Origin of the sequence: Halomonas caseinilytica, assembly GCF_001662305.1 — a bacterium.
Classification (GTDB): domain Bacteria; phylum Pseudomonadota; class Gammaproteobacteria; order Pseudomonadales; family Halomonadaceae; genus Halomonas; species Halomonas caseinilytica.
Window position 1 is genome coordinate 65352 of record NZ_BDEP01000017.1, and the last position, 17333, is coordinate 82684.

Genomic DNA, 17333 nt, shown 5'->3' on the forward strand with positions numbered 1-17333 from the left:
AGAATGGCATGTTGCGATGGATGTTCCCGCTGGCCCTGGCATTAATGCTGGCGGGCTGTTTCGACCATAACTGGCAGACCAACGACATCACCGATGTCATGCCGGCGCTGGAATTCGATCTCGTCGATGAGGATGGCGAAGATGTGCAGGCCGATGCCTTCATCGGCAAGCCGACCCTGCTGTTCTTCGGCTTTACGCACTGCCCGGATGTCTGTCCGACGACGCTGGCCAAGCTGTCGGCTGCCATCAAGCAGCTCGATGAGTCTCGGCAGGATGACGTACAGGTGCTGTTCGTCTCGGTCGATCCCGCACGTGATACCCCGGACGTGCTGAAGCAGTACACCGAGGCATTCGGGCCGCAGTTCATCGGCCTGACCGGCGAGCGCTCCAAGATCGATGCGCTGACTAACCGCTATCGCGTTACCTATGAGTACGGGGAGAAGGACGCGCGCGGCAACTATGACGTCACGCATTCGAGCAGTGTCTTCGCCTTCGATCGACAGGGCGAGGCCCGTTTCATGTTCAGTGACATCAATTCTCTGGAATCGCTCGTGGGCGATCTGTCGTATCTCGTGGAAAAGGGCTAATGGCCTGGCAACTCCTGTCCATGTGCAGAAGCTGAGGCAGACGTCCTGACGCAAAAGCCCCGCTCGACTCATGTCGGCGGGGCTTTTGTCTTTCATGGCGCGGTCGGCCGCCGGGCGGCTCAGAGCGTCATGGCGGCAATCCAGCCGAAGGCCACCAGCGGAATGTTGTAGTGCAGGAAGGTTGGCACCACGCTGTCCCAGATGTGGTCGTGCTGACCGTCGGCATTGAGGCCGGCGGTTGGCCCGAGGGTCGAGTCGGAGGCCGGTGAGCCGGCATCCCCGAGGGCGGCGGCGGCTCCGACCAGAGCGATGGTGGCCATGGGAGAGAAGCCGAAGTTCAGCGCCAGGGGCACGTAGAGCGAGGCGATGATCGGAATGGTCGAGAACGACGAGCCGATCCCCATGGTGATGAACAGCCCCACCAGCAGCATGATCAAAGCGGCCAGCCCCTTGTTGTCGCCGATCATCTCGGTGGAGCTGGCAACCAGCGCTTCGACTTGCCCGCTGGCCTGCATCACGCTGGCGAACCCTGCCGCCGAGATCATGATGAAGCCGACCAGCGCCATCATGCGCATGCCTTCGGTGAAGATGTCGTCCTGTTCATGCCAGCGGAACACACCGCTCACCGAGAGCAGGGCGAAGCCGAATAGACCGCCGATCACCATCGAGCCGGTGAACAGCTGGACCGTGACGGTCCCCACCAGCGCCACTGCCAGTACCAGCATCTGCCAGGGCTTGAGGTGCTGGGCGGCCTGGCTGGGCGTCTCGTCGCCATGGGCCAGATCGACGTCCTGATAGTCGCGCTTGCGACGGTAGCTGAACAGCAGGGCGACCACGAGGCCCAGGGCCATGCCGCCGATGGGCACGATCATGGCCATTGGTACCATGCCGGCGGTCACGTCCAGGCCGTTCTCGTTGAGGTTGGTCAACAGGATGTCGTGAAGAAAGATCGAACCGAAGCCGACCGGCAGCAACATGTAAGGGGCGGTGATGCCGAAGGTGATCACGCAGGCCACGGCCCGGCGATCGAGCTGCAAGTGATTCATCAGCTTGAGTAGCGGCGGCACCAGTACCGGGATGAAGGCGATGTGTACCGGGATCAGGTTCTGGGAGCTCACCGCCGCGGCCAGCAGCACGCCGAGCAGGGTGAAGACGATCAACTGGCGGTTGGGGATCCCGTCGTCCAGTCCCAGCTTGGCGATGGCCTTGTTGGAGAGCAACTGGGTGATGCCCGAGCGCGACAGGGCCACGGCAAAGGCCCCCAGCACGGCGTAGGAGATGGCGACCTTGGCACCGTTGCCCAGGCCGTCATTGAAGGCGGTGAGGATTTCGCCCAGCGGCATGCCCGCATAGAGACCGCCGACCAGGGCGGCGGCGATCAGCGCGAACACGACGGATACGCGCATCAGGCTGAGGGTGACCATGACCAGGATGGCCAGGACGACTGCGTTCATGTCTTGCCCCTTGTGAGAAGGTCGATTGTTGTTGGTGTCGCCCCTTGCCGGCTCGGGGCGGGAGGGGCGACGAGGTTGCGTTGCCTGGTCAGTTCACCTGGCTGGGCAACAGATCGGCGGGCGCCAGACGACTGAGGTGGCGTTTCGCGAGGAGTTCGCTGGCGGCGTCGATGTCCGGCGCGAAGAAACGGTCCTTGTCGTAGTAGGCGACACGCTCGCGCAGTACCCGGCGAGCTTCTTCCAGTGTGTCGGTGGTCCTGAGACCGTCGCGGAAATCCAGGCCCTGGCAGGCGGCCAGCCATTCGATGGCGAGGATGCCACGCACGTTGTCGGCCATTTCCCATAGCCGCTTGCCGGCGGCCGGCGCCATGGAGACGTGGTCTTCCTGGTTGGCCGAGGTCGGCAGGCTGTCGACGCTGTGCGGATGCGCGAGTGCCTTGTTCTCGCTGGCGAGTCCGGCCGCCGTCACCTGCGCGATCATGAAGCCCGAGTTGACGCCGCCATGCTCCACCAGGAAGGGCGGAAGCTGGGACATGTGCTTGTCCATCATCAGCGAGACGCGACGCTCGGTGAGCGAGCCTATCTCGGCGATGGCCAACGCCAGGTTGTCGGCCGCCATGGCCACCGGCTCGGCATGGAAATTGCCGCCGGAGATGATATCACCCTGTTCGGCGAACACCAGGGGATTGTCCGAGACAGCATTGATCTCGATGCCCAGAACCTCGGCGGCCTGGCGCAGCTGGGTGAGGACGGCGCCCATCACTTGAGGCTGACACCGCAGGGAATAGGGGTCCTGAACCTTGCCGCAATCGACGTGGGAATCGCTGATCTCGCTGCGCTCGCCGAGCAGGTGGCGATAGGCGGCAGCGGCATCGATCTGGCCGCGCTGGCCGCGCACCTCGTGAATGCGAGGATCGAAGGGCGAGCGCGAGCTCAGGGTGGCCTCCACAGTGAGCGAGCCGCACACGGTGGCGGCGGCGAACAGATCTTCGGCCTCGAACAGACCCTTGAGGGCATAGGCAGTGGAGACCTGGGTGCCATTGAGCAGGGCCAGACCTTCCTTGGGCGCCAGCGAGAGCGGTTCGAGACCGGCGATCTCGAGGGCCTTGGTGGCCGGCAGCCACTCGCCCCGATGGCGGGCCTGGCCTTCGCCGAGCAACACCACGCTCATGTGCGCCAGCGGCGCCAGGTCGCCAGAGGCACCCACCGAGCCCTTGAGCGGGATCTGCGGATAGACCTCGGCGTTGATCAGCGCCACCAGGGCATCCAGCACCTCGCGGCGAATGCCGGAGTAGCCGCGAGCTAGGCTGTTGACCTTGAGCACCATGATCAGGCGTACCAGGGCATCTTCCATGGCACCGCCGACGCCGGTGGCGTGGGACAGCACTAGGGAGCGTTGCAGGTCCTCGAGCTGGTCCTTCTCGATGCGGGTCTGGGCCAGCAGGCCAAAGCCGGTGTTGACGCCGTAGACGGTGCGATCTTCCTCGACCACGCGATTGACGCAGTCGACGCCGGCGGCGATATCGGCATCGGCACTGGTCGGCAGGGAGACCTGGAGAGGGGCTTCGAAGACCCGGCGCGCCTGGGCCAGGGTCATCTTGCCGGGTTGTATCTCGAGATGGTTCATAGGGAGTTCCTCATCTCGCCGAGCCGGAGCTTGCCGGTGGCAGGCACTACGCGAAGGCGCTGTGAACCCATCCCTGGGCGCTACCGATGCCATCCTTGGCATCGGACCTTCGCTTCGACCTGCCACCGGCGCTCCCTGTACCAGCGAGAAGCATGACTGTGGATGTAGAAGGTTTTACTTGTCGATCATCGGCAGGTCGAGGCCATTCTCTTGCGCACACTCCTTGGCGATGTCGTAGCCGGCATCGGCGTGGCGCATGACGCCGGTGCCCGGATCGTTGCGCAGCACGCGGCCCAGGCGGACATGGGCATCCTCGCTGCCGTCGCAGACGATCACCACGCCGGCGTGCTGGGAATAGCCCATGCCCACGCCGCCACCATGGTGCAGCGAGACCCAGGTGGCGCCGCCGGCGGTGTTGAGCAGGGCATTGAGCAGCGGCCAATCGGAGACAGCATCGGAGCCATCCATCATCGACTCGGTCTCGCGATTGGGGCTGGCCACCGAGCCGGAATCCAGGTGATCGCGACCGATGACCACCGGCGCCTTGAGCTCGCCGTTTCTGACCATCTCGTTGAAGGCCTGGCCGAGGCGGGCGCGATCCTTGAGGCCGACCCAGCAGATGCGTGCCGGCAGGCCCTGGAAGGCGATGCGCTCGCGAGCCATGTCCAGCCAGTTGTGCAGGTGCGGGTCGTCCGGGATCAGCTCCTTGACCTTCTGGTCGGTCTTGTAGATGTCCTCGGGGTCGCCGGACAGCGCGGCCCAGCGGAAGGGGCCGATGCCCTGGCAGAACAGCGGACGGATATAGGCCGGCACGAAGCCGGGGAAGTCGAAGGCATTGTCGACGCCTTCTTCCTGAGCCATCTGGCGGATGTTGTTGCCGTAGTCGAAGGTCGGGATGCCTTGCTGCTGGAAGTCGAGCATGGCGCGCACGTGCACCGCCATGGACTGCTTGGCCGCCTTGACGACTGTCTCGGGCTCGGTCTTGCCACGCTCGACATACTCATCCCAGCTCCAGCCGGCCGGCAGGTAGCCGTGCAGCGGGTCGTGGGCACTGGTCTGGTCGGTGACCATATCCGGCTTCACGCCGCGCTTGACCAGCTCAGGCAGCACGTCAGCGGCATTGGCACACAGCCCGATGGAGATCGCCTTGCCCTCGGCGGTGTAGCGCTCGAGGCGAGCCAGGGCGTCGTCCAGATCCTCGGCCTGTTCGTCGAGGTAGCGGGTGCGCAGGCGGAAGTCGAGACGCGACTGCTGGCACTCGATGTTCAACGAGCAGGCGCCGGCGAGAGTCGCGGCCAGTGGCTGAGCGCCGCCCATGCCGCCGAGGCCGGCGGTCAGGATCCAGCGTCCCTTGAGGTCACCGTCGTAGTGCTGGCGGCCGGCCTCGACGAAGGTTTCGTAGGTGCCCTGGACGATGCCCTGAGAGCCGATGTAGATCCAGGACCCGGCGGTCATCTGGCCGTACATCATGAGCCCCTTCTTGTCGAGCTCGTTGAAGTGTTCCCAGTTGGCCCAGGCCGGCACCAGGTTGGAATTGGCGATCAGCACGCGGGGTGCGTCCTTGTGGGTCTCGAATACGCCCACCGGCTTGCCGGACTGGATCAGCAGCGTCTGGGTGTCCTCCAGGCGCTGCAGGGTCTCGACGATCTTGTCGAAGCATTCCCAGTCACGGGCGGCGCGGCCGATGCCGCCGTAGACCACCAGGTCCTCGGGGCGCTCGGCGACATCCGGATGCAGGTTGTTCATCAGCATGCGCAGCGGCGCTTCGGTGAGCCAGCTCTTGCAGGTGCGCTCGGTACCGGTGGGGGCGCCGATCTTGCGGCTCGGGTCGTGACGCTTGTCGATATGGGACATGCTTGGATTCCTCGCAGGGTCTCTCGGTAAGAGGGCTGACGGTCGGCGCCGGTTCAGCCGTTCAGGGTCAGCAGATGGATGAGGCGTGCCGCGACTCTGGCGGTGCGGTCATCGATGTCATGGTCGGGGTTCAGCTCGGCGATATCGGCTAGACAGAGCTTGCCGCTGTCGCGGACCGTCTCGATCAGGGGTTCGAGCAGCGCCAGGGGGACGCCGCGTGCTGCCGGTGCGCTGACGCCGGGTGCCTCACAGGCCGGCAGCACGTCGAGATCGATGGTCAGATAGAGCCGGTCGCAATGGGCGATGAAACGCTCGAGATCACGCTGGATGGTGTTGAGCCGGGTCGGAGTGACGTCGCGGTCTTCGCGCACCAGTACATCGAGCGCTCTGGCCCGCTGGAACAGCGCACGAGTATTGGCGGCGCGGCTGATGCCAAGGCAGGCGTAGCGGAAGGGCCAACCCCTGGCGTGGCAATCCTCGGCGATCTGCGAGAAGGGCGTGCCGGAGGAGCGTACGTGGCCAGGATCGCGCAGATCGAAATGGGCATCGAGGTTGATGATGCCGACGCGCGGTGGCGTCTCGCGAGGAGCGAGGTGACGGGCGAGGCCTTGCCAGCTGGCATAGGCGATCTCGTGGCCGCCGCCCAGCACGATGGGCAGGTGCCCGGCATCGAGCAGTGGCGCCAGGCGTTCAGCCAGGGCTGCCTGGGCGGCTTCCAGAGCGTCGCCTTCGCAGGTCACGTCGCCGGCGTCGAAGGCCGGTGCTTCACGGTGCCAGGCAAGCGGAGCTAGGGCGCGACGGATCGCCGACGGTCCGGCGGCGGCACCGACCCGGCCCTGGTTGCGGGCCACGCCGGCATCGCTGGCGAAGCCGAGAAGGGCACATCCCGCTGGGGCGTTCTCCGAAAGGGGCGCGATGCGCTGGTGCCAGCGGTCACTGTCGGGCTCGGGGTCGCGGCGACCCTGCCAGAGGCTCATGTCGATCTCATTGGCCATGAGCGAGCTCCTCCACGGGTTGGCCGGCGACGACGCGCTGACGAAGTCGACCGGGCTGGACGGCATAGGCGAGCTCCGCCGGAGAGTCGATGTTCCAGAGACACAGGTCGGCAGGCGCTCCCTCGCGCAACCTGCCGAGTTCGGCAAACCCCAGAGCGCGGGCGCCGTGCGCGGTCATGCCGGCCAGTGCCTCTCGCGGCGTGAGGCGAAACAGGGTACAGGCCAGATTGAGCATCAAGGTCGGCATGAACAGCGGCGAGCTACCGGGATTGGCATCGGTGGCGACGGCCATCGGCACGCCAGCCTCGCGAAGCCCGGCGATGGGAGGCTGCTGGGTTTCGCGCAGCGTGTGAAAGGCACCCGGCAGGATCACCGCCACGCTGCCGGCATCCCGCATGGCGGCGATGCCGGCGTCATCGAGGTACTCGATATGGTCGGCCGACAAGGCGCCGTGGCGAGCGGCCATGGCGGAGCCGCCCAGATTGGAGAGTTGCTCGGCATGGGCCTTGATGGGCAGGCCGTGAGCCTGGGCCGCCTCGAAGACGCGCTCGCACTGGGCCACCGAGAAGGCGATCTTCTCGCAGAAGACATCGACCGCATCGGCCAGTCCCTCGTCCGCGGCAGCGGGGATCATCGCCTGACAGACCAGGTCGATGTAGCCGTCGCTGTCGTCTGCGTATTCCGGCGGCAAGGCGTGGGCGCCGAGCAGGCTGGTGACGACGCGCACGGGCCGCGCCTCGCCGAGACGGCGGGCGACGCGCAGCATCTTGAGCTCGTTCTCGACGTCGAGGCCATAGCCCGACTTGATCTCCACGGTGGTCACGCCGTCGGCGAGCAGGGCATCGAGGCGTGGCAGGGCGGCGGCGAACAGCTCGTCCTCGCTGGCCTTGCGCGTGTCGCGCACGGTGCTGATGATGCCGCCGCCGCGTCGGGCGATTTCCTCGTAGCTCACGCCTTCCAGGCGTGCCTCGAACTCGTCGGCACGGCCGCCCCCGAACACCAGATGCGTGTGGCAGTCGATCAGGCCAGGGGTCATCACGCCACCGCTGCCCATGAGCCGGCATGTTTCGGCAAGGGAAGCCGAGAGTTCCCGCATCGGAATCAGGGACTGGATGCGGTCTTCCTCGACGATTACCGCCATGGCCTCGGGCAGGGTCTCCTGTCCGTCGAAGACGGTGACGTCCTGCCAGAGTCGACGTGTCCGGGGATGAGTCATGCTGACGTCTCCAGGGTGTTTTGTATATACAAATACATTAGCGCATTCCCGCGCCATCGTCACCCCGTGAGTCTGGCGTCTGACGGGGTTCTCAGGTCTAGGCATTTCCATGCAGAAAGGCAGATAAATATTATTAAAATCAATAAAATATAATTTTTCATGGAAATATTTTGATCAGGTCTATCGAATGTTTTCGACCAAAGTATTAAGGACCTCGGCGAGGTGCTCATGGCATCGGTATTCTGTGTGATGTATATACAAAGTGGGTTGCCTCAGTCCTTCATGCAGTGAAGCGCAACTCGCATCGATGATCCCGCTCACAACGACAATCCAGGAGCCTCCCATGGCGAACTCCCCATCCGACGCGTCCCGACGTCGGGGGCCCTCGGCGAGCACCGTGTTCAAGCTGTTCGTACCCAGCTGCATCGGGGTGCTGATCTTCTTCGTGCCGATGACGTTCGACGGCAAGACGACCATACCGCTGGACCATATGGTGACCGGTGCTCGCAACCTTTTGGGCGAGGGTAGCGGCCTTTATGCCCTGGCGCTGATCGTCGCCGGGGCGCTCTATCCTCTGGTCAGAGGAACCTGGCGGCGCAGCCTGACCGAGCGAGTCTTCACGGGGCTCAAGCTGGCCGGTGTGGCGGCAGCAGTGATGGCACTGACCGGCTGGGGGCCTGCCTTTTTGCATGAGCCGGACATGCTGCCCTTTCTGTTCGACAAGCTGGTGATTCCGGTGGGGCTGATCGTGCCGATCGGGGCCATCTTCCTGGCGCTGCTGATCAGCTTCGGCCTGCTCGAGCTTATCGGCGTGCTGGTCCAGCCGGTGATGCGGCCGGTGTGGCGCACGCCGGGGAGAAGCGCGATCGATGCCGTGGCGTCTTTCGTCGGTAGCTATTCCATCGGCTTGCTGATCACCAGCCGGGTCTACCAGGCAGGGCAGTATTCGGCTCGGGAGGCGGCGATCATCGCCACCGGCTTCTCCACCGTGTCGGCAACCTTCATGATCATCGTGGCCAAGACCCTGGAGCTGATGGCGTTCTGGAATCTCTATTTCTGGCTGACGCTGGTCATTACCTTCATGGTGACGGCGATCACGGTGCGGATGCCGCCTCTGTCGCGCATGGATGACAGCAAGACGGACGGTGAACCGGACGCCACCCCAGGGCGCCGCCTGGCCACGGCCTGGCGTACCGGGCTGGAGGTGGCCGAGCGGGCACCGAGCCTGCTGTCCAGCGTGGCGCTGAATTTTCGCGAGGGACTGCTGATGGCGATCAGCATCCTGCCGTCGATCATGTCGGTGGGGCTGGCCGGATTGCTGCTGGCCAAGTACACGCCGCTGTTCGAATGGCTCGGCTGGGCCTTCTACCCCTTCGTGGCAATCTGGGGGCTGGACGAAGCCGCTGCTCTGGCCCAGGCAGCGGCGGCGGGGCTTGCCGAGATGTTCCTGCCGGCCCTGTTGATGGGCGATGCTGGCCTGGTGGCACGTTTCGCCGCCGGGGTGGTGTCGGTCTCCTCGGTGCTGTTCTTCTCGGCCTCGATTCCCTGCATCCTGTCCACCAGCATCCCGTTGTCGGTAGGGCGCATCGTGATCGTGTGGTTCCTGCGGGTGGCGTTGAGCCTGCTGCTGGCGGTGCCGGCGGGTTACCTGGTGCAAGCTCTGGCAGGTTGATCGGCTCAGGCCGCGTCAGTTGGTATGCAACGAGGAGCGTAGCTTGTAGCGGTCGCCGGGATGGATCAGGCGCGCATAGCTGATCAGGTGATCTCCCGACCAGGTGCGCCGGATCATTCGCAGACAGGGTTCGTGGGGGGCGATGTCGAGGCGCCGTGCGGTGTCGGCGTCGACCAGCACGGCCTCGACCACGTGTTCCACATCGTTGATCGGGCAGGCTGCCACCAGCACCTCATTGGGCGTGTGCTGCGTGAAGTCCGTCTCCAGATAGTGGGGAACCCGGCTGGGATTGACGTAGCGATCCTCGAGCTGGATGGGCACGCCGTTCTCGCGATGCACGATCAGGGTGTGAAAGACCCGGGCGCCGTTGCGCACGCCCAGATACACCGAGATCTCGTCGTCGGCCTCCAGCGCTTCGGCACGCAGGACTTCGCTGGTGTAGACATGTTCGCGGCTGCGGACCTCTTCGGCGATGTTGTGCACCTCGATCAGCGAGGACTCGGCCTTGCGGTCGGTAACGAAGGTGCCGACCCCGGGTTGTCGCGTCAGGTATCCTTTCTGGACCAGGTCACGGATCGCCTTGTTGGCAGTCATGCGGCTGACGCCGAATTCCTCGGCCAGGCGTTCCTCGGGTGGAATCCGGTGCTGCACTGGCCAGTCGCCACCATGAATCTTTTCCAGCAGGTGCCGTTGTATCTTGAGGTAGAGAGGCAGGGAACCGGCCATGCGTTATCCTGTGTGTCCATTCCGGTGGAAACGGGAAAAGCAAGGGAGCGGCGACACTCGCCGCCCCGTATCCAGGCACTCTCGGACAATGCCCAGGAGACCATGATGTCACGAACCGATCATCGGGGCACATCCCCGGCGCGCCTCAAGAGCCCTGCTGCCGCGCGCAATCGCGAGCCGATCCTCGCGGTGCTCGAGGAGGTATTGCCGGCGCGAGCCAGGGTGCTCGAACTGGCCAGCGGCAGTGGGGAGCACGGGCTTCATTTCGCCTCGGCGATGCCAGGCTGGCAATGGCAGCCAAGCGATGTCGACTCGCACTCCCTGGCGTCCATCGAGGCCTGGCGGTCGACGTCCGGGCCGGACAACCTGCGGGCGCCGATCCGTCTCGATGCTACCGGCGACTGGCCTGACGAAACCTTCGATGCCATCGTGGCCATCAACCTGATACACATTTCGCCCTGGGAGGTGACCGAAGCGCTGATGGCCCGTGCCGGTGAGCACTTGGCCGCCGGGGGGACGCTCTATCTGTATGGCCCCTATCGGCGCGAGGGCAGGCACACGGCACCGAGCAATGCGGCCTTCGACGAGGACTTGAGACGCCGCGATGCACGTTGGGGCGTGCGCGATCTCGAAGCGGTGGTGGAGGCGGCGATGCCTCACGGACTGACGCTCGAGACGGTCGTCGAGATGCCGGCGAACAACCTCAGCGTGGTGCTGCGTCGCCAGTGAGCGGACATTGTGCAACCCCGGCAGCCTTGCGATGATGCCGCATATCGATCAGCCAGTGAGTCGTGAGAGTGGACAAGTTCGAGGTGAAACTGGACCAGGCGGCGCGGGCGGCCTGGCTCTCCCATGTGGGAGGCTGTACCCAGGACGAGATCGCCGCGCAATTGGGGGTGTCCCGCCCCGGTGTGCAACGCTTGCTGGCGCTGGCGCGCCAGGAGGGGCTGGTCAAGGTCCGAATCGATCATCCCATTGCGCAATGCACGGCGTTGTCCCAGGCGATTCGCGATGCCTTCGGCCTGGCATTCTGCGATGTGGTGCCGGCCGATGCTGAGGCGGGGGCGGATAGCGCCCATTATCTGGCGGTGGCCGGTGCCGAGCGCCTCGCGCGCCTGCTCGAGCGTTCCGAGCCGCTGACCCTGTCGCTGGGCACGGGGCGCTCGGTGCGGGCCACGGTGGAGGCTCTGAGACGCTTCGATCGTCCGCAGCATCGCATCGTCTCGTTGGTAGGCAACATCGCTCGGGACGGTTCCGCCAACCGCTATGACGGCGTCATGGTGCTTGCCGACAAGACGGGCAGCGAGCGTTTTCTGTTGCCCGCACCGGTCGTGGCGGGGTCGGTGAGCGAGAAGGAGGCGCTGCAGGGACAGCCGTTGTTCCAGGCCATCACCAAGGTGGCGCGCCAAGCTCAGGCAGCTTTCATCGGTGTGGGGCGCATTGATCGCCAGGCAACCTTGTTCCAGGATCACTTCATCAGCGAGGCCGAACTGGATGAACTGTTGTCCCGGGAGGCTGTCGGCGAACTGCTCGGCTGGCCCATGAATGCCGAGGGTGAACTGATCGACTGCTCGACCAGTCGACGCGTCACCAGTCTGCCGTTATCGATGTTCCGCGATCAGGAAATGGTGGCTCTGGCCGGCGGGCGGGGGAAGGCGCCGGCGATCCTGGCGGCCCTGCGTGGAGGCTGGTTGAAGAGTCTGGTGACCGACGAGCAGGCCGCGAAATATATCGTCGAGCACTCGTGATCGGCGTGTCGAGCCACGAGCTTCGAGACATGAGCGTCGAACCCAGCCACAGGTGTCGAGCCACGCGCCTCTACACCTGGCCACGGACTGGGCCATTCGAGCGGTAGCCTCGATCGTTCGCCCTTGACTGGGGGCTCACCTCGGTTGTCATCTCTTTCTAGCTTCTAGCTTCTAGCTTCTAGCTTCTAGCTTCTAGCTTCTAGCTTCTAGCTTCTAGCTTCTAGCTTCTAGCTTCTAGCTTCTAGCCTAAAGTCTAAGCGCTCCGGCTTTGCGTTTTTTGTGTCTCTGTCCGATCATTTGATCAGTCGTTGATTCTATTGATCGGTAATAGGCGAGAGGGCAACGGGAATTTCCCGTCCTCCAGAGACAACAACAATTCCTCCTGCGGGGGGGCATCAACGCAACAGGAGCACGCCATGCAGCGTCATCGTCTACTTCCCCTGGTGGCCGCCACGGCACTGGGCGCCACGGCGGCCCAGGCCGAGACCATCACGGTGGCCACCGTCAACAACAATGACATGGTCATCATGCAGGGGCTTACTGAGGCCTTCGAGAAGGCGCATCCCGATATCACCCTGGACTGGGTGGTGCTCGAGGAGAACGTGCTACGCCAGCGCATGACGACCGATATCGCCACCGAGGGCGGGCAGTTCGATGTCATGACCATCGGCAGCTACGAAGCGCCGATCTGGGCCGAGCGGGGCTGGCTCGAGCCCCTCGACGACCTGCCCGCGTCCTACCAGGTCGAGGATCTGCTCAAGCCGGTTCGTGACGGTCTCAGCCATGATGGCACCCTCCATGCGCTGCCGTTCTATGCCGAGAGTTCGATGATGTACTACCGCCGGGATCTGTTCGAGCAGGCGGGCATCGAGATGAGCGAACAGCCGACCTGGAGCGAAGTGCGGGAATGGGCCGGCAAGCTCCACGACCCCGACAACGAGGTGGCCGGTATCTGCCTGCGTGGCAAGCCGGGCTGGGGCGAGAACATGGCGTTTGTCTCAACCCTGGTGAACACCTATGGCGGCCGCTGGTTCGACATGGACTGGAACCCCGAGATCGACAGCGATGCCTGGCAGGAGGCGATCTCCTTCTACGTCGATCTGCTCAACGATTACGGCCCCTCCGGGGCGAGTTCCAACGGCTTCAACGAGAACCTCGCGCTCTTCTCGCGGGGGAACTGCGCCATGTGGGTCGATGCCACTTCGGCGGCCGGCAAGCTGTTCAACGCCGATGAGTCCCAGGTGGCCGACCAGCTCGGTTTCGCGCCGGCACCGGTAGCCGAGACACCGAAGGGCTCGCATTGGTTGTGGTCCTGGGCGCTGGCGATTCCGAGCTCCTCCGAGTCTCCGGAGGCGGCCAAGACCTTCATTCAATGGGCGACCTCGCAGGAATACGTCGAGCTGGTCGGTGAGCGCGAAGGCTGGACCAGCGTGCCCCCCGGTACCCGCGAATCGACCTATGCCGATGAACGCTACCAGCAGGCCGCCCCCTTCGCCGACTTCGTGGTCGAGGCGATTCGTGACGCCGACCCGCTGGATTCCACCCTCGATCCCAATCCCTATGTGGGCGTGCAGTTCGTCGGCATTCCCGAGTTCCAGTCGATCGGCACCCAGGTGGGGCAGATGATCGCCTCGGCTCTCACGGGAGAGACCAGTGTCGAGCAGGCACTGCAGGCCGCGCAGCGTGCCACCGAACGCACCATGCAGCGTTCCGGCTATCTCGACTGAAACGCGGGTGTCGTCCCTGGCGGCGCCCGGCGCGCCGCCCATCCTTATGCCGCTTGCGGCGTTCCAACCGACGAGTGACGAGCCATGAACAAGACTCGCGCCTCCGGTCGTACCGTCGGCGGTCTGCGCACCCTGTCGCTGCAGGCCCCCGCGGTGACCCTGTTGCTGCTCTGGATGCTGGTGCCGCTGGGCATGACCCTGTGGTTCTCCTTCCAGCGCTATAACCTGCTGATGCCCGGCATGAAAGGTTTCGCCGGGTTCGAGAATTATCAATACCTGCTGACCGATCCTGCCTTGTGGTCGGCCATGGGCACGACCCTGCTGCTGGTGGGCTGGGTCCTGGCCATCACCGTGGTGGGCGGTACCTTGCTGGCGGTGCTGTTCCAGCAGGACTTCTTCGGGCGTGGCATCGCCCGGGTGCTGGCCATCTCGCCGTTCTTCGTCATGCCCACGGTCAGCGCCCTGGTATGGAAGAACATGATGATGCACCCGGCCAACGGGGTGCTGGCCTGGCTCGCCGAATCCTTCGGCCTGCCGGCGCTGGACTGGTTCTCCAGCCTGCCTTTGACCTCGATCATCATCATCGTCTCGTGGCAGTGGCTGCCGTTCGCACTGCTGATCCTGCTGACCGCCATGCAGTCGCTCGACGACGATCAGGTCGAGGCGGCCCGCATGGATGGGGCCGGGCCGGTAGCGATCTTCTTTTTCATCACGCTGCCGCACCTCAAGCGGGCGATCAGCGTGGTGATCATGATCGAGATGATCTTCCTGTTGACGGTCTTCGCCGAGATCTTCGTCACTACCTCTGGCGGGCCGGGGCTGGCCACCACCAACCTGGCTTACCTGATCTACATCCGCGCTCTGCTCGACTTCGATGTCGGCACGGCGTCCGCCGGCGGGGTGATCGCCATCATCCTGGCCAACATCGTTGCCATCTTCCTGGTCCGCATGGTGGCCAAGAACCTGGAAGCGTAAGCCAGGCACGCTGAGGAGAGGATTCCCATGACGACGACCCTGACGACCAAGGACACGCCGGTGACAGCGGAGCGCGGTAACGCCGCGGCCCGTGCCAGGCGCCTGCGTGGCCTGGGCATGGCGCTGCTCGGCTGGACGGTGGCCCTGCTCATCTTCTTTCCGATCTTCTGGATGATAGTGACCGGCTTCAAGACCGAGGCCGAAGCCATCGCCGAGCCGAGTCTGATCTTCACGCCGACCCTGGAGAGCTATGCCGAGGTGCAGGAACGTGCCGATTACGTCAAGTTTGCCTGGAACAGCGTGGTGGTGGCCTTCGGCTCGACTCTGCTGGCCCTGCTGATCGCCATTCCGTCGGCGTATTCGATGGCCTTCCTGCCGACCCGACGCACCAAGGGCACCTTGCTGTGGATGTTGTCGACCAAGATGCTGCCGCCGGTCGGCGTTCTGGTACCGATCTATCTGCTGTTTCGCGATCTGGGACTGCTGGACACCCTGACCGGTCTGACCATCGTCTACATGCTGATGAATCTGCCGATCGTGGTGTGGATGCTCTACACCTTCTTCAAGGATCTGCCGCGGGACATTCTCGAGGCGGGACGCATGGATGGCGCGAGCACTCTGCAGGAAATCGGCTATCTGCTGCTGCCCCTGACACTCCCCGGAATCGCTTCCACCGGCCTGCTATCGGTGATCCTGAGCTGGAACGAGTCCTTCTGGAGCCTCAACCTGACGACCTCCCAGGCAGCGCCGCTGACCGCCTACATCGCCTCCTTCTCGAGTCCCGAGGGCCTGTTCTGGGCCAAGTTGTCCGCCGCCTCGACCATGGCCATCGCGCCGATCCTGGTGTTCGGCTGGCTGACCCAGAAACAAATGGTCCGTGGCCTGACCTTTGGCGCCGTCAAATAAGAGGACAATTACATGGCAACCCTGCAACTCAACAGCGTCGTCAAGCGCTTCGATGAAACCCAGGTCATCCAGGGGGTCGACCTGGAGGTCAAGGATGAGGAGTTCGTGGTCTTCGTCGGCCCATCCGGCTGTGGCAAGTCGACCCTGCTGCGCATGATCGCCGGACTCGAGAGCACCTCGTCGGGGGATATCGTCATCGAAGGCCAGCGGGTCAACGACCTGGGGCCGGCGGAGCGCGGCCTGGCCATGGTATTCCAGAGCTATGCCCTCTATCCGCACATGACGGTGGAGGACAACATGGGGTTCAGCCTGCGTCTGGCCGGTGTAGCCAAGGCGCAGCGGCGCCAGAAGGTGCTCGAGGCGGCACGCATCCTGCAGCTGGAGCCATTGCTGGATCGCAAGCCAAAGGCCTTGTCCGGCGGGCAGCGCCAGCGGGTGGCGATCGGTCGGGCCATCGTGCGCAACCCCAGCATCTTTTTGTTCGACGAACCGCTGTCGAACCTGGATGCGGCCCTGCGCGTGCAGATGCGTATCGAGCTGGCGCGGCTGCACGAGGAACTCAAGGCGACCATGATCTACGTGACCCATGACCAGATCGAGGCCATGACCATGGCCGACAAGATCGTGGTGCTGCAGGGCGGCGTGGTGGAGCAGGTCGGTTCGCCCATGGAGCTCTATCACCATCCCCGCAACCGCTTCGTGGCGGGCTTCATCGGCTCGCCGAAGATGAACTTCCTGCCGGTGAGCGTGGTGTCGGCCGGTGATGAGGGCGTGGACGTCCGCCTGCCCGGTGGCGATGTCACCCGGGTGCCGGTCGATGGGCGAACCTGTGAAGCCGATCAGTCGCTGACGCTGGGCGTGCGTCCGGAGCATCTGACGCTGGACGAGACAGGCCCTCTGCGGGGGCGGATCAGGGTCATCGAACGCCTGGGTGGCCAGACCTCGCTCTATGTGGACATGGACGAGGATCTCTTGACGCTGATGGTGGATGGTGACGTGACCCACCGCGTGGGCGAGGAGATTGGCTTCACCTTCGAGCCACGGCGAGGCCATCTGTTCACCGACGACGACATCGCCCTTGCGAGCCTGGAGCGTCATCCGCTGGCGTCCCTGACCCGTCAGGACAATCGTGCCGCCAGTGACGCCGAAGCCTGAGGAGTGGACATGGAAAGGTTGATCTTTGATTGCGACGGCGTGCTGGTGGACAGCGAGGCAATCGCCGAGGCGACGTTGGTCGAGCGACTCGCGTCGTGGCTGCCCGATGTCGATATCCAATCGCGACTCGGCGAGGCGCTCGGTCTGACCACCGGTGCGATCCTCGAGCGTCTCGAGGCGCTCAGTCGTCATGCCTTGCCCGATGATGCGCTGGGTGCCATCGACCGAGAGATCGAACGTCGTCTGGCACAGGAGTTGCGCGCCATCGATGGCGTCGCCGCCGTTATCGAACGGCTGGACATGGCGGTGGCGGTGGTATCCAACAGCCATCGCGGGCGGGTACGCGACTCGCTGTCGCATACTGGGCTGGACGCTCTTCTGGACGGGGCGCCGATCTTCTGTGCCGAGCAGGTGGCGCGCCCCAAGCCGGATCCAGCCATCTATCGACTGGCCGCCGAGACGCTGGCGGTGTCACCGGAGGAGTGTCTCGTGGTGGAAGACAGTACGGCTGGCGTTGGCGCTGCCCGGGCGGCCGGCATGACCGTGATCGGCTTCACCGGGGCCAGCCACGTGCCTCCTGGCCAGGCGGCGCGGTTGCGCGAGGCCGGTGCCTGGCACGTGATGGAGCATATGCGCGAATTGCCGGCGCTGGTGGCGACCTGGCGCAAGCAACGCCTTTCCGGTTGAACCA

At 64.5% G+C, this 17333-nt stretch carries 15 protein-coding genes; 9 read left to right on the plus strand and 6 right to left on the minus strand.

Going from position 1 to position 17333, the window contains the following annotated elements; translation table 11 throughout:
* The first annotated feature begins 8 nt into the window (after nucleotides 1-8).
* Nucleotides 9-587 carry an SCO family protein gene (locus tag A9O65_RS12080; protein WP_064698353.1) on the plus strand — a complete coding sequence of 193 codons (579 nt, stop codon included), beginning with the start codon at nucleotides 9-11 and terminating at the stop codon, nucleotides 585-587.
* Nucleotides 588-706: 119 nt separating this feature from the next.
* Here A9O65_RS12080 and A9O65_RS12085 read toward each other — a convergent pair whose 3' ends face one another.
* The 5 genes from A9O65_RS12085 to hutI form a co-directional block, all read right to left on the minus strand.
* Nucleotides 707-2041, minus strand: a complete 1335-nt coding sequence (locus tag A9O65_RS12085; protein WP_064702228.1) for a Na+/H+ antiporter family protein — start codon at nucleotides 2039-2041, stop codon at nucleotides 707-709.
* An 88-nt stretch (nucleotides 2042-2129) separates the two neighbouring features.
* The gene (gene hutH, locus A9O65_RS12090) at nucleotides 2130-3668 is read right to left on the minus strand and encodes a histidine ammonia-lyase (RefSeq protein WP_064698355.1); all 1539 of its coding nucleotides are present in this window, start codon (nucleotides 3666-3668) and stop codon (nucleotides 2130-2132) included.
* A 174-nt stretch (nucleotides 3669-3842) separates the two neighbouring features.
* Nucleotides 3843-5522 (minus strand): urocanate hydratase, encoded by a 1680-nt coding sequence (gene hutU, locus A9O65_RS12095; protein ID WP_064702229.1) that lies wholly within the window; start codon nucleotides 5520-5522, stop codon nucleotides 3843-3845.
* A 53-nt stretch (nucleotides 5523-5575) separates the two neighbouring features.
* The gene (gene hutG, locus A9O65_RS12100; protein WP_064702230.1) at nucleotides 5576-6517 is read right to left on the minus strand and encodes a formimidoylglutamase; all 942 of its coding nucleotides are present in this window, start codon (nucleotides 6515-6517) and stop codon (nucleotides 5576-5578) included.
* On the minus strand, nucleotides 6507-7733 hold the full coding sequence (gene hutI / locus A9O65_RS12105) for an imidazolonepropionase (RefSeq protein WP_064702231.1): 1227 nt from the start codon (nucleotides 7731-7733) through the stop codon (nucleotides 6507-6509). Before hutI ends, hutG begins: the two co-directional genes overlap by 11 nt.
* A 343-nt stretch (nucleotides 7734-8076) precedes the next feature.
* Here hutI and A9O65_RS12110 point away from each other — a divergent pair, with 343 nt between their 5' ends.
* Entirely contained in the window at nucleotides 8077-9405 is a 1329-nt protein-coding gene (locus A9O65_RS12110; RefSeq protein ID WP_064702232.1) for a YjiH family protein, read from the plus strand.
* Between the two features lie 15 nt (nucleotides 9406-9420).
* On the opposite strand, the gene hutC is transcribed toward A9O65_RS12110, so the two are convergent.
* A complete protein-coding gene (hutC, locus tag A9O65_RS12115; protein ID WP_064698360.1) occupies nucleotides 9421-10131 on the minus strand; it encodes a histidine utilization transcriptional repressor HutC in 711 nt (236 codons plus the stop codon).
* Nucleotides 10132-10236: 105 nt separating this feature from the next.
* Between hutC and A9O65_RS12120 the strand changes: the two genes are divergently transcribed.
* The 7 genes from A9O65_RS12120 (at nucleotide 10237) to A9O65_RS12150 (ending at nucleotide 17329) form a co-directional block, all read left to right on the plus strand.
* Entirely contained in the window at nucleotides 10237-10860 is a 624-nt protein-coding gene (locus A9O65_RS12120; protein ID WP_064702233.1) for a DUF938 domain-containing protein, read from the plus strand.
* 68 nt (nucleotides 10861-10928) lie between these two features.
* Nucleotides 10929-11879: a sugar-binding transcriptional regulator gene (locus A9O65_RS12125; protein WP_064698362.1), complete on the plus strand. Its 951-nt coding sequence runs from the start codon at nucleotides 10929-10931 to the stop codon at nucleotides 11877-11879.
* Nucleotides 11880-12295: 416 nt separating this feature from the next.
* Nucleotides 12296-13606 (plus strand): ABC transporter substrate-binding protein, encoded by a 1311-nt coding sequence (locus A9O65_RS12130; RefSeq protein ID WP_064698363.1) that lies wholly within the window; start codon nucleotides 12296-12298, stop codon nucleotides 13604-13606.
* An 84-nt stretch (nucleotides 13607-13690) separates the two neighbouring features.
* Entirely contained in the window at nucleotides 13691-14581 is an 891-nt protein-coding gene (locus A9O65_RS12135) for a carbohydrate ABC transporter permease (RefSeq protein WP_064698364.1), read from the plus strand.
* A 27-nt stretch (nucleotides 14582-14608) separates the two neighbouring features.
* Nucleotides 14609-15487 carry a carbohydrate ABC transporter permease gene (locus tag A9O65_RS12140; protein ID WP_082919919.1) on the plus strand — a complete coding sequence of 293 codons (879 nt, stop codon included), beginning with the start codon at nucleotides 14609-14611 and terminating at the stop codon, nucleotides 15485-15487.
* 12 nt (nucleotides 15488-15499) lie between these two features.
* On the plus strand, nucleotides 15500-16642 hold the full coding sequence (locus tag A9O65_RS12145) for an ABC transporter ATP-binding protein (RefSeq protein ID WP_064698365.1): 1143 nt from the start codon (nucleotides 15500-15502) through the stop codon (nucleotides 16640-16642).
* A gap of 9 nt (nucleotides 16643-16651) precedes the next feature.
* A complete protein-coding gene (locus A9O65_RS12150) occupies nucleotides 16652-17329 on the plus strand; it encodes an HAD family hydrolase (protein WP_064702234.1) in 678 nt (225 codons plus the stop codon).
* Nucleotides 17330-17333 lie beyond the last annotated feature (4 nt).

Bases quoted from the DNA above. Each gene is read 5' to 3' on its own strand.
- hutG (WP_064702230.1), bottom strand. From the start codon at position 6,517: ATGGCCAATGAGATCGACATGAGCCTCTGGCAGGGTCGCCGCGACCCC.
- hutC (WP_064698360.1), bottom strand. From the start codon at position 10,131: ATGGCCGGTTCCCTGCCTCTCTACCTCAAGATACAACGGCACCTGCTG.
- A9O65_RS12120 (WP_064702233.1), top strand. From the start codon at position 10,237: ATGTCACGAACCGATCATCGGGGCACATCCCCGGCGCGCCTCAAGAGC.
- A9O65_RS12110 (WP_064702232.1), top strand. From the start codon at position 8,077: ATGGCGAACTCCCCATCCGACGCGTCCCGACGTCGGGGGCCCTCGGCG.
- A9O65_RS12080 (WP_064698353.1), top strand. From the start codon at position 9: ATGTTGCGATGGATGTTCCCGCTGGCCCTGGCATTAATGCTGGCGGGC.
- A9O65_RS12145 (WP_064698365.1), top strand. From the start codon at position 15,500: ATGGCAACCCTGCAACTCAACAGCGTCGTCAAGCGCTTCGATGAAACC.
- A9O65_RS12085 (WP_064702228.1), bottom strand. From the start codon at position 2,041: ATGAACGCAGTCGTCCTGGCCATCCTGGTCATGGTCACCCTCAGCCTG.
- hutI (WP_064702231.1), bottom strand. From the start codon at position 7,733: ATGACTCATCCCCGGACACGTCGACTCTGGCAGGACGTCACCGTCTTC.
- A9O65_RS12130 (WP_064698363.1), top strand. From the start codon at position 12,296: ATGCAGCGTCATCGTCTACTTCCCCTGGTGGCCGCCACGGCACTGGGC.
- hutH (WP_064698355.1), bottom strand. From the start codon at position 3,668: ATGAACCATCTCGAGATACAACCCGGCAAGATGACCCTGGCCCAGGCG.
- hutU (WP_064702229.1), bottom strand. From the start codon at position 5,522: ATGTCCCATATCGACAAGCGTCACGACCCGAGCCGCAAGATCGGCGCC.
- A9O65_RS12140 (WP_082919919.1), top strand. From the start codon at position 14,609: ATGACGACGACCCTGACGACCAAGGACACGCCGGTGACAGCGGAGCGC.
- A9O65_RS12150 (WP_064702234.1), top strand. From the start codon at position 16,652: ATGGAAAGGTTGATCTTTGATTGCGACGGCGTGCTGGTGGACAGCGAG.
- A9O65_RS12135 (WP_064698364.1), top strand. From the start codon at position 13,691: ATGAACAAGACTCGCGCCTCCGGTCGTACCGTCGGCGGTCTGCGCACC.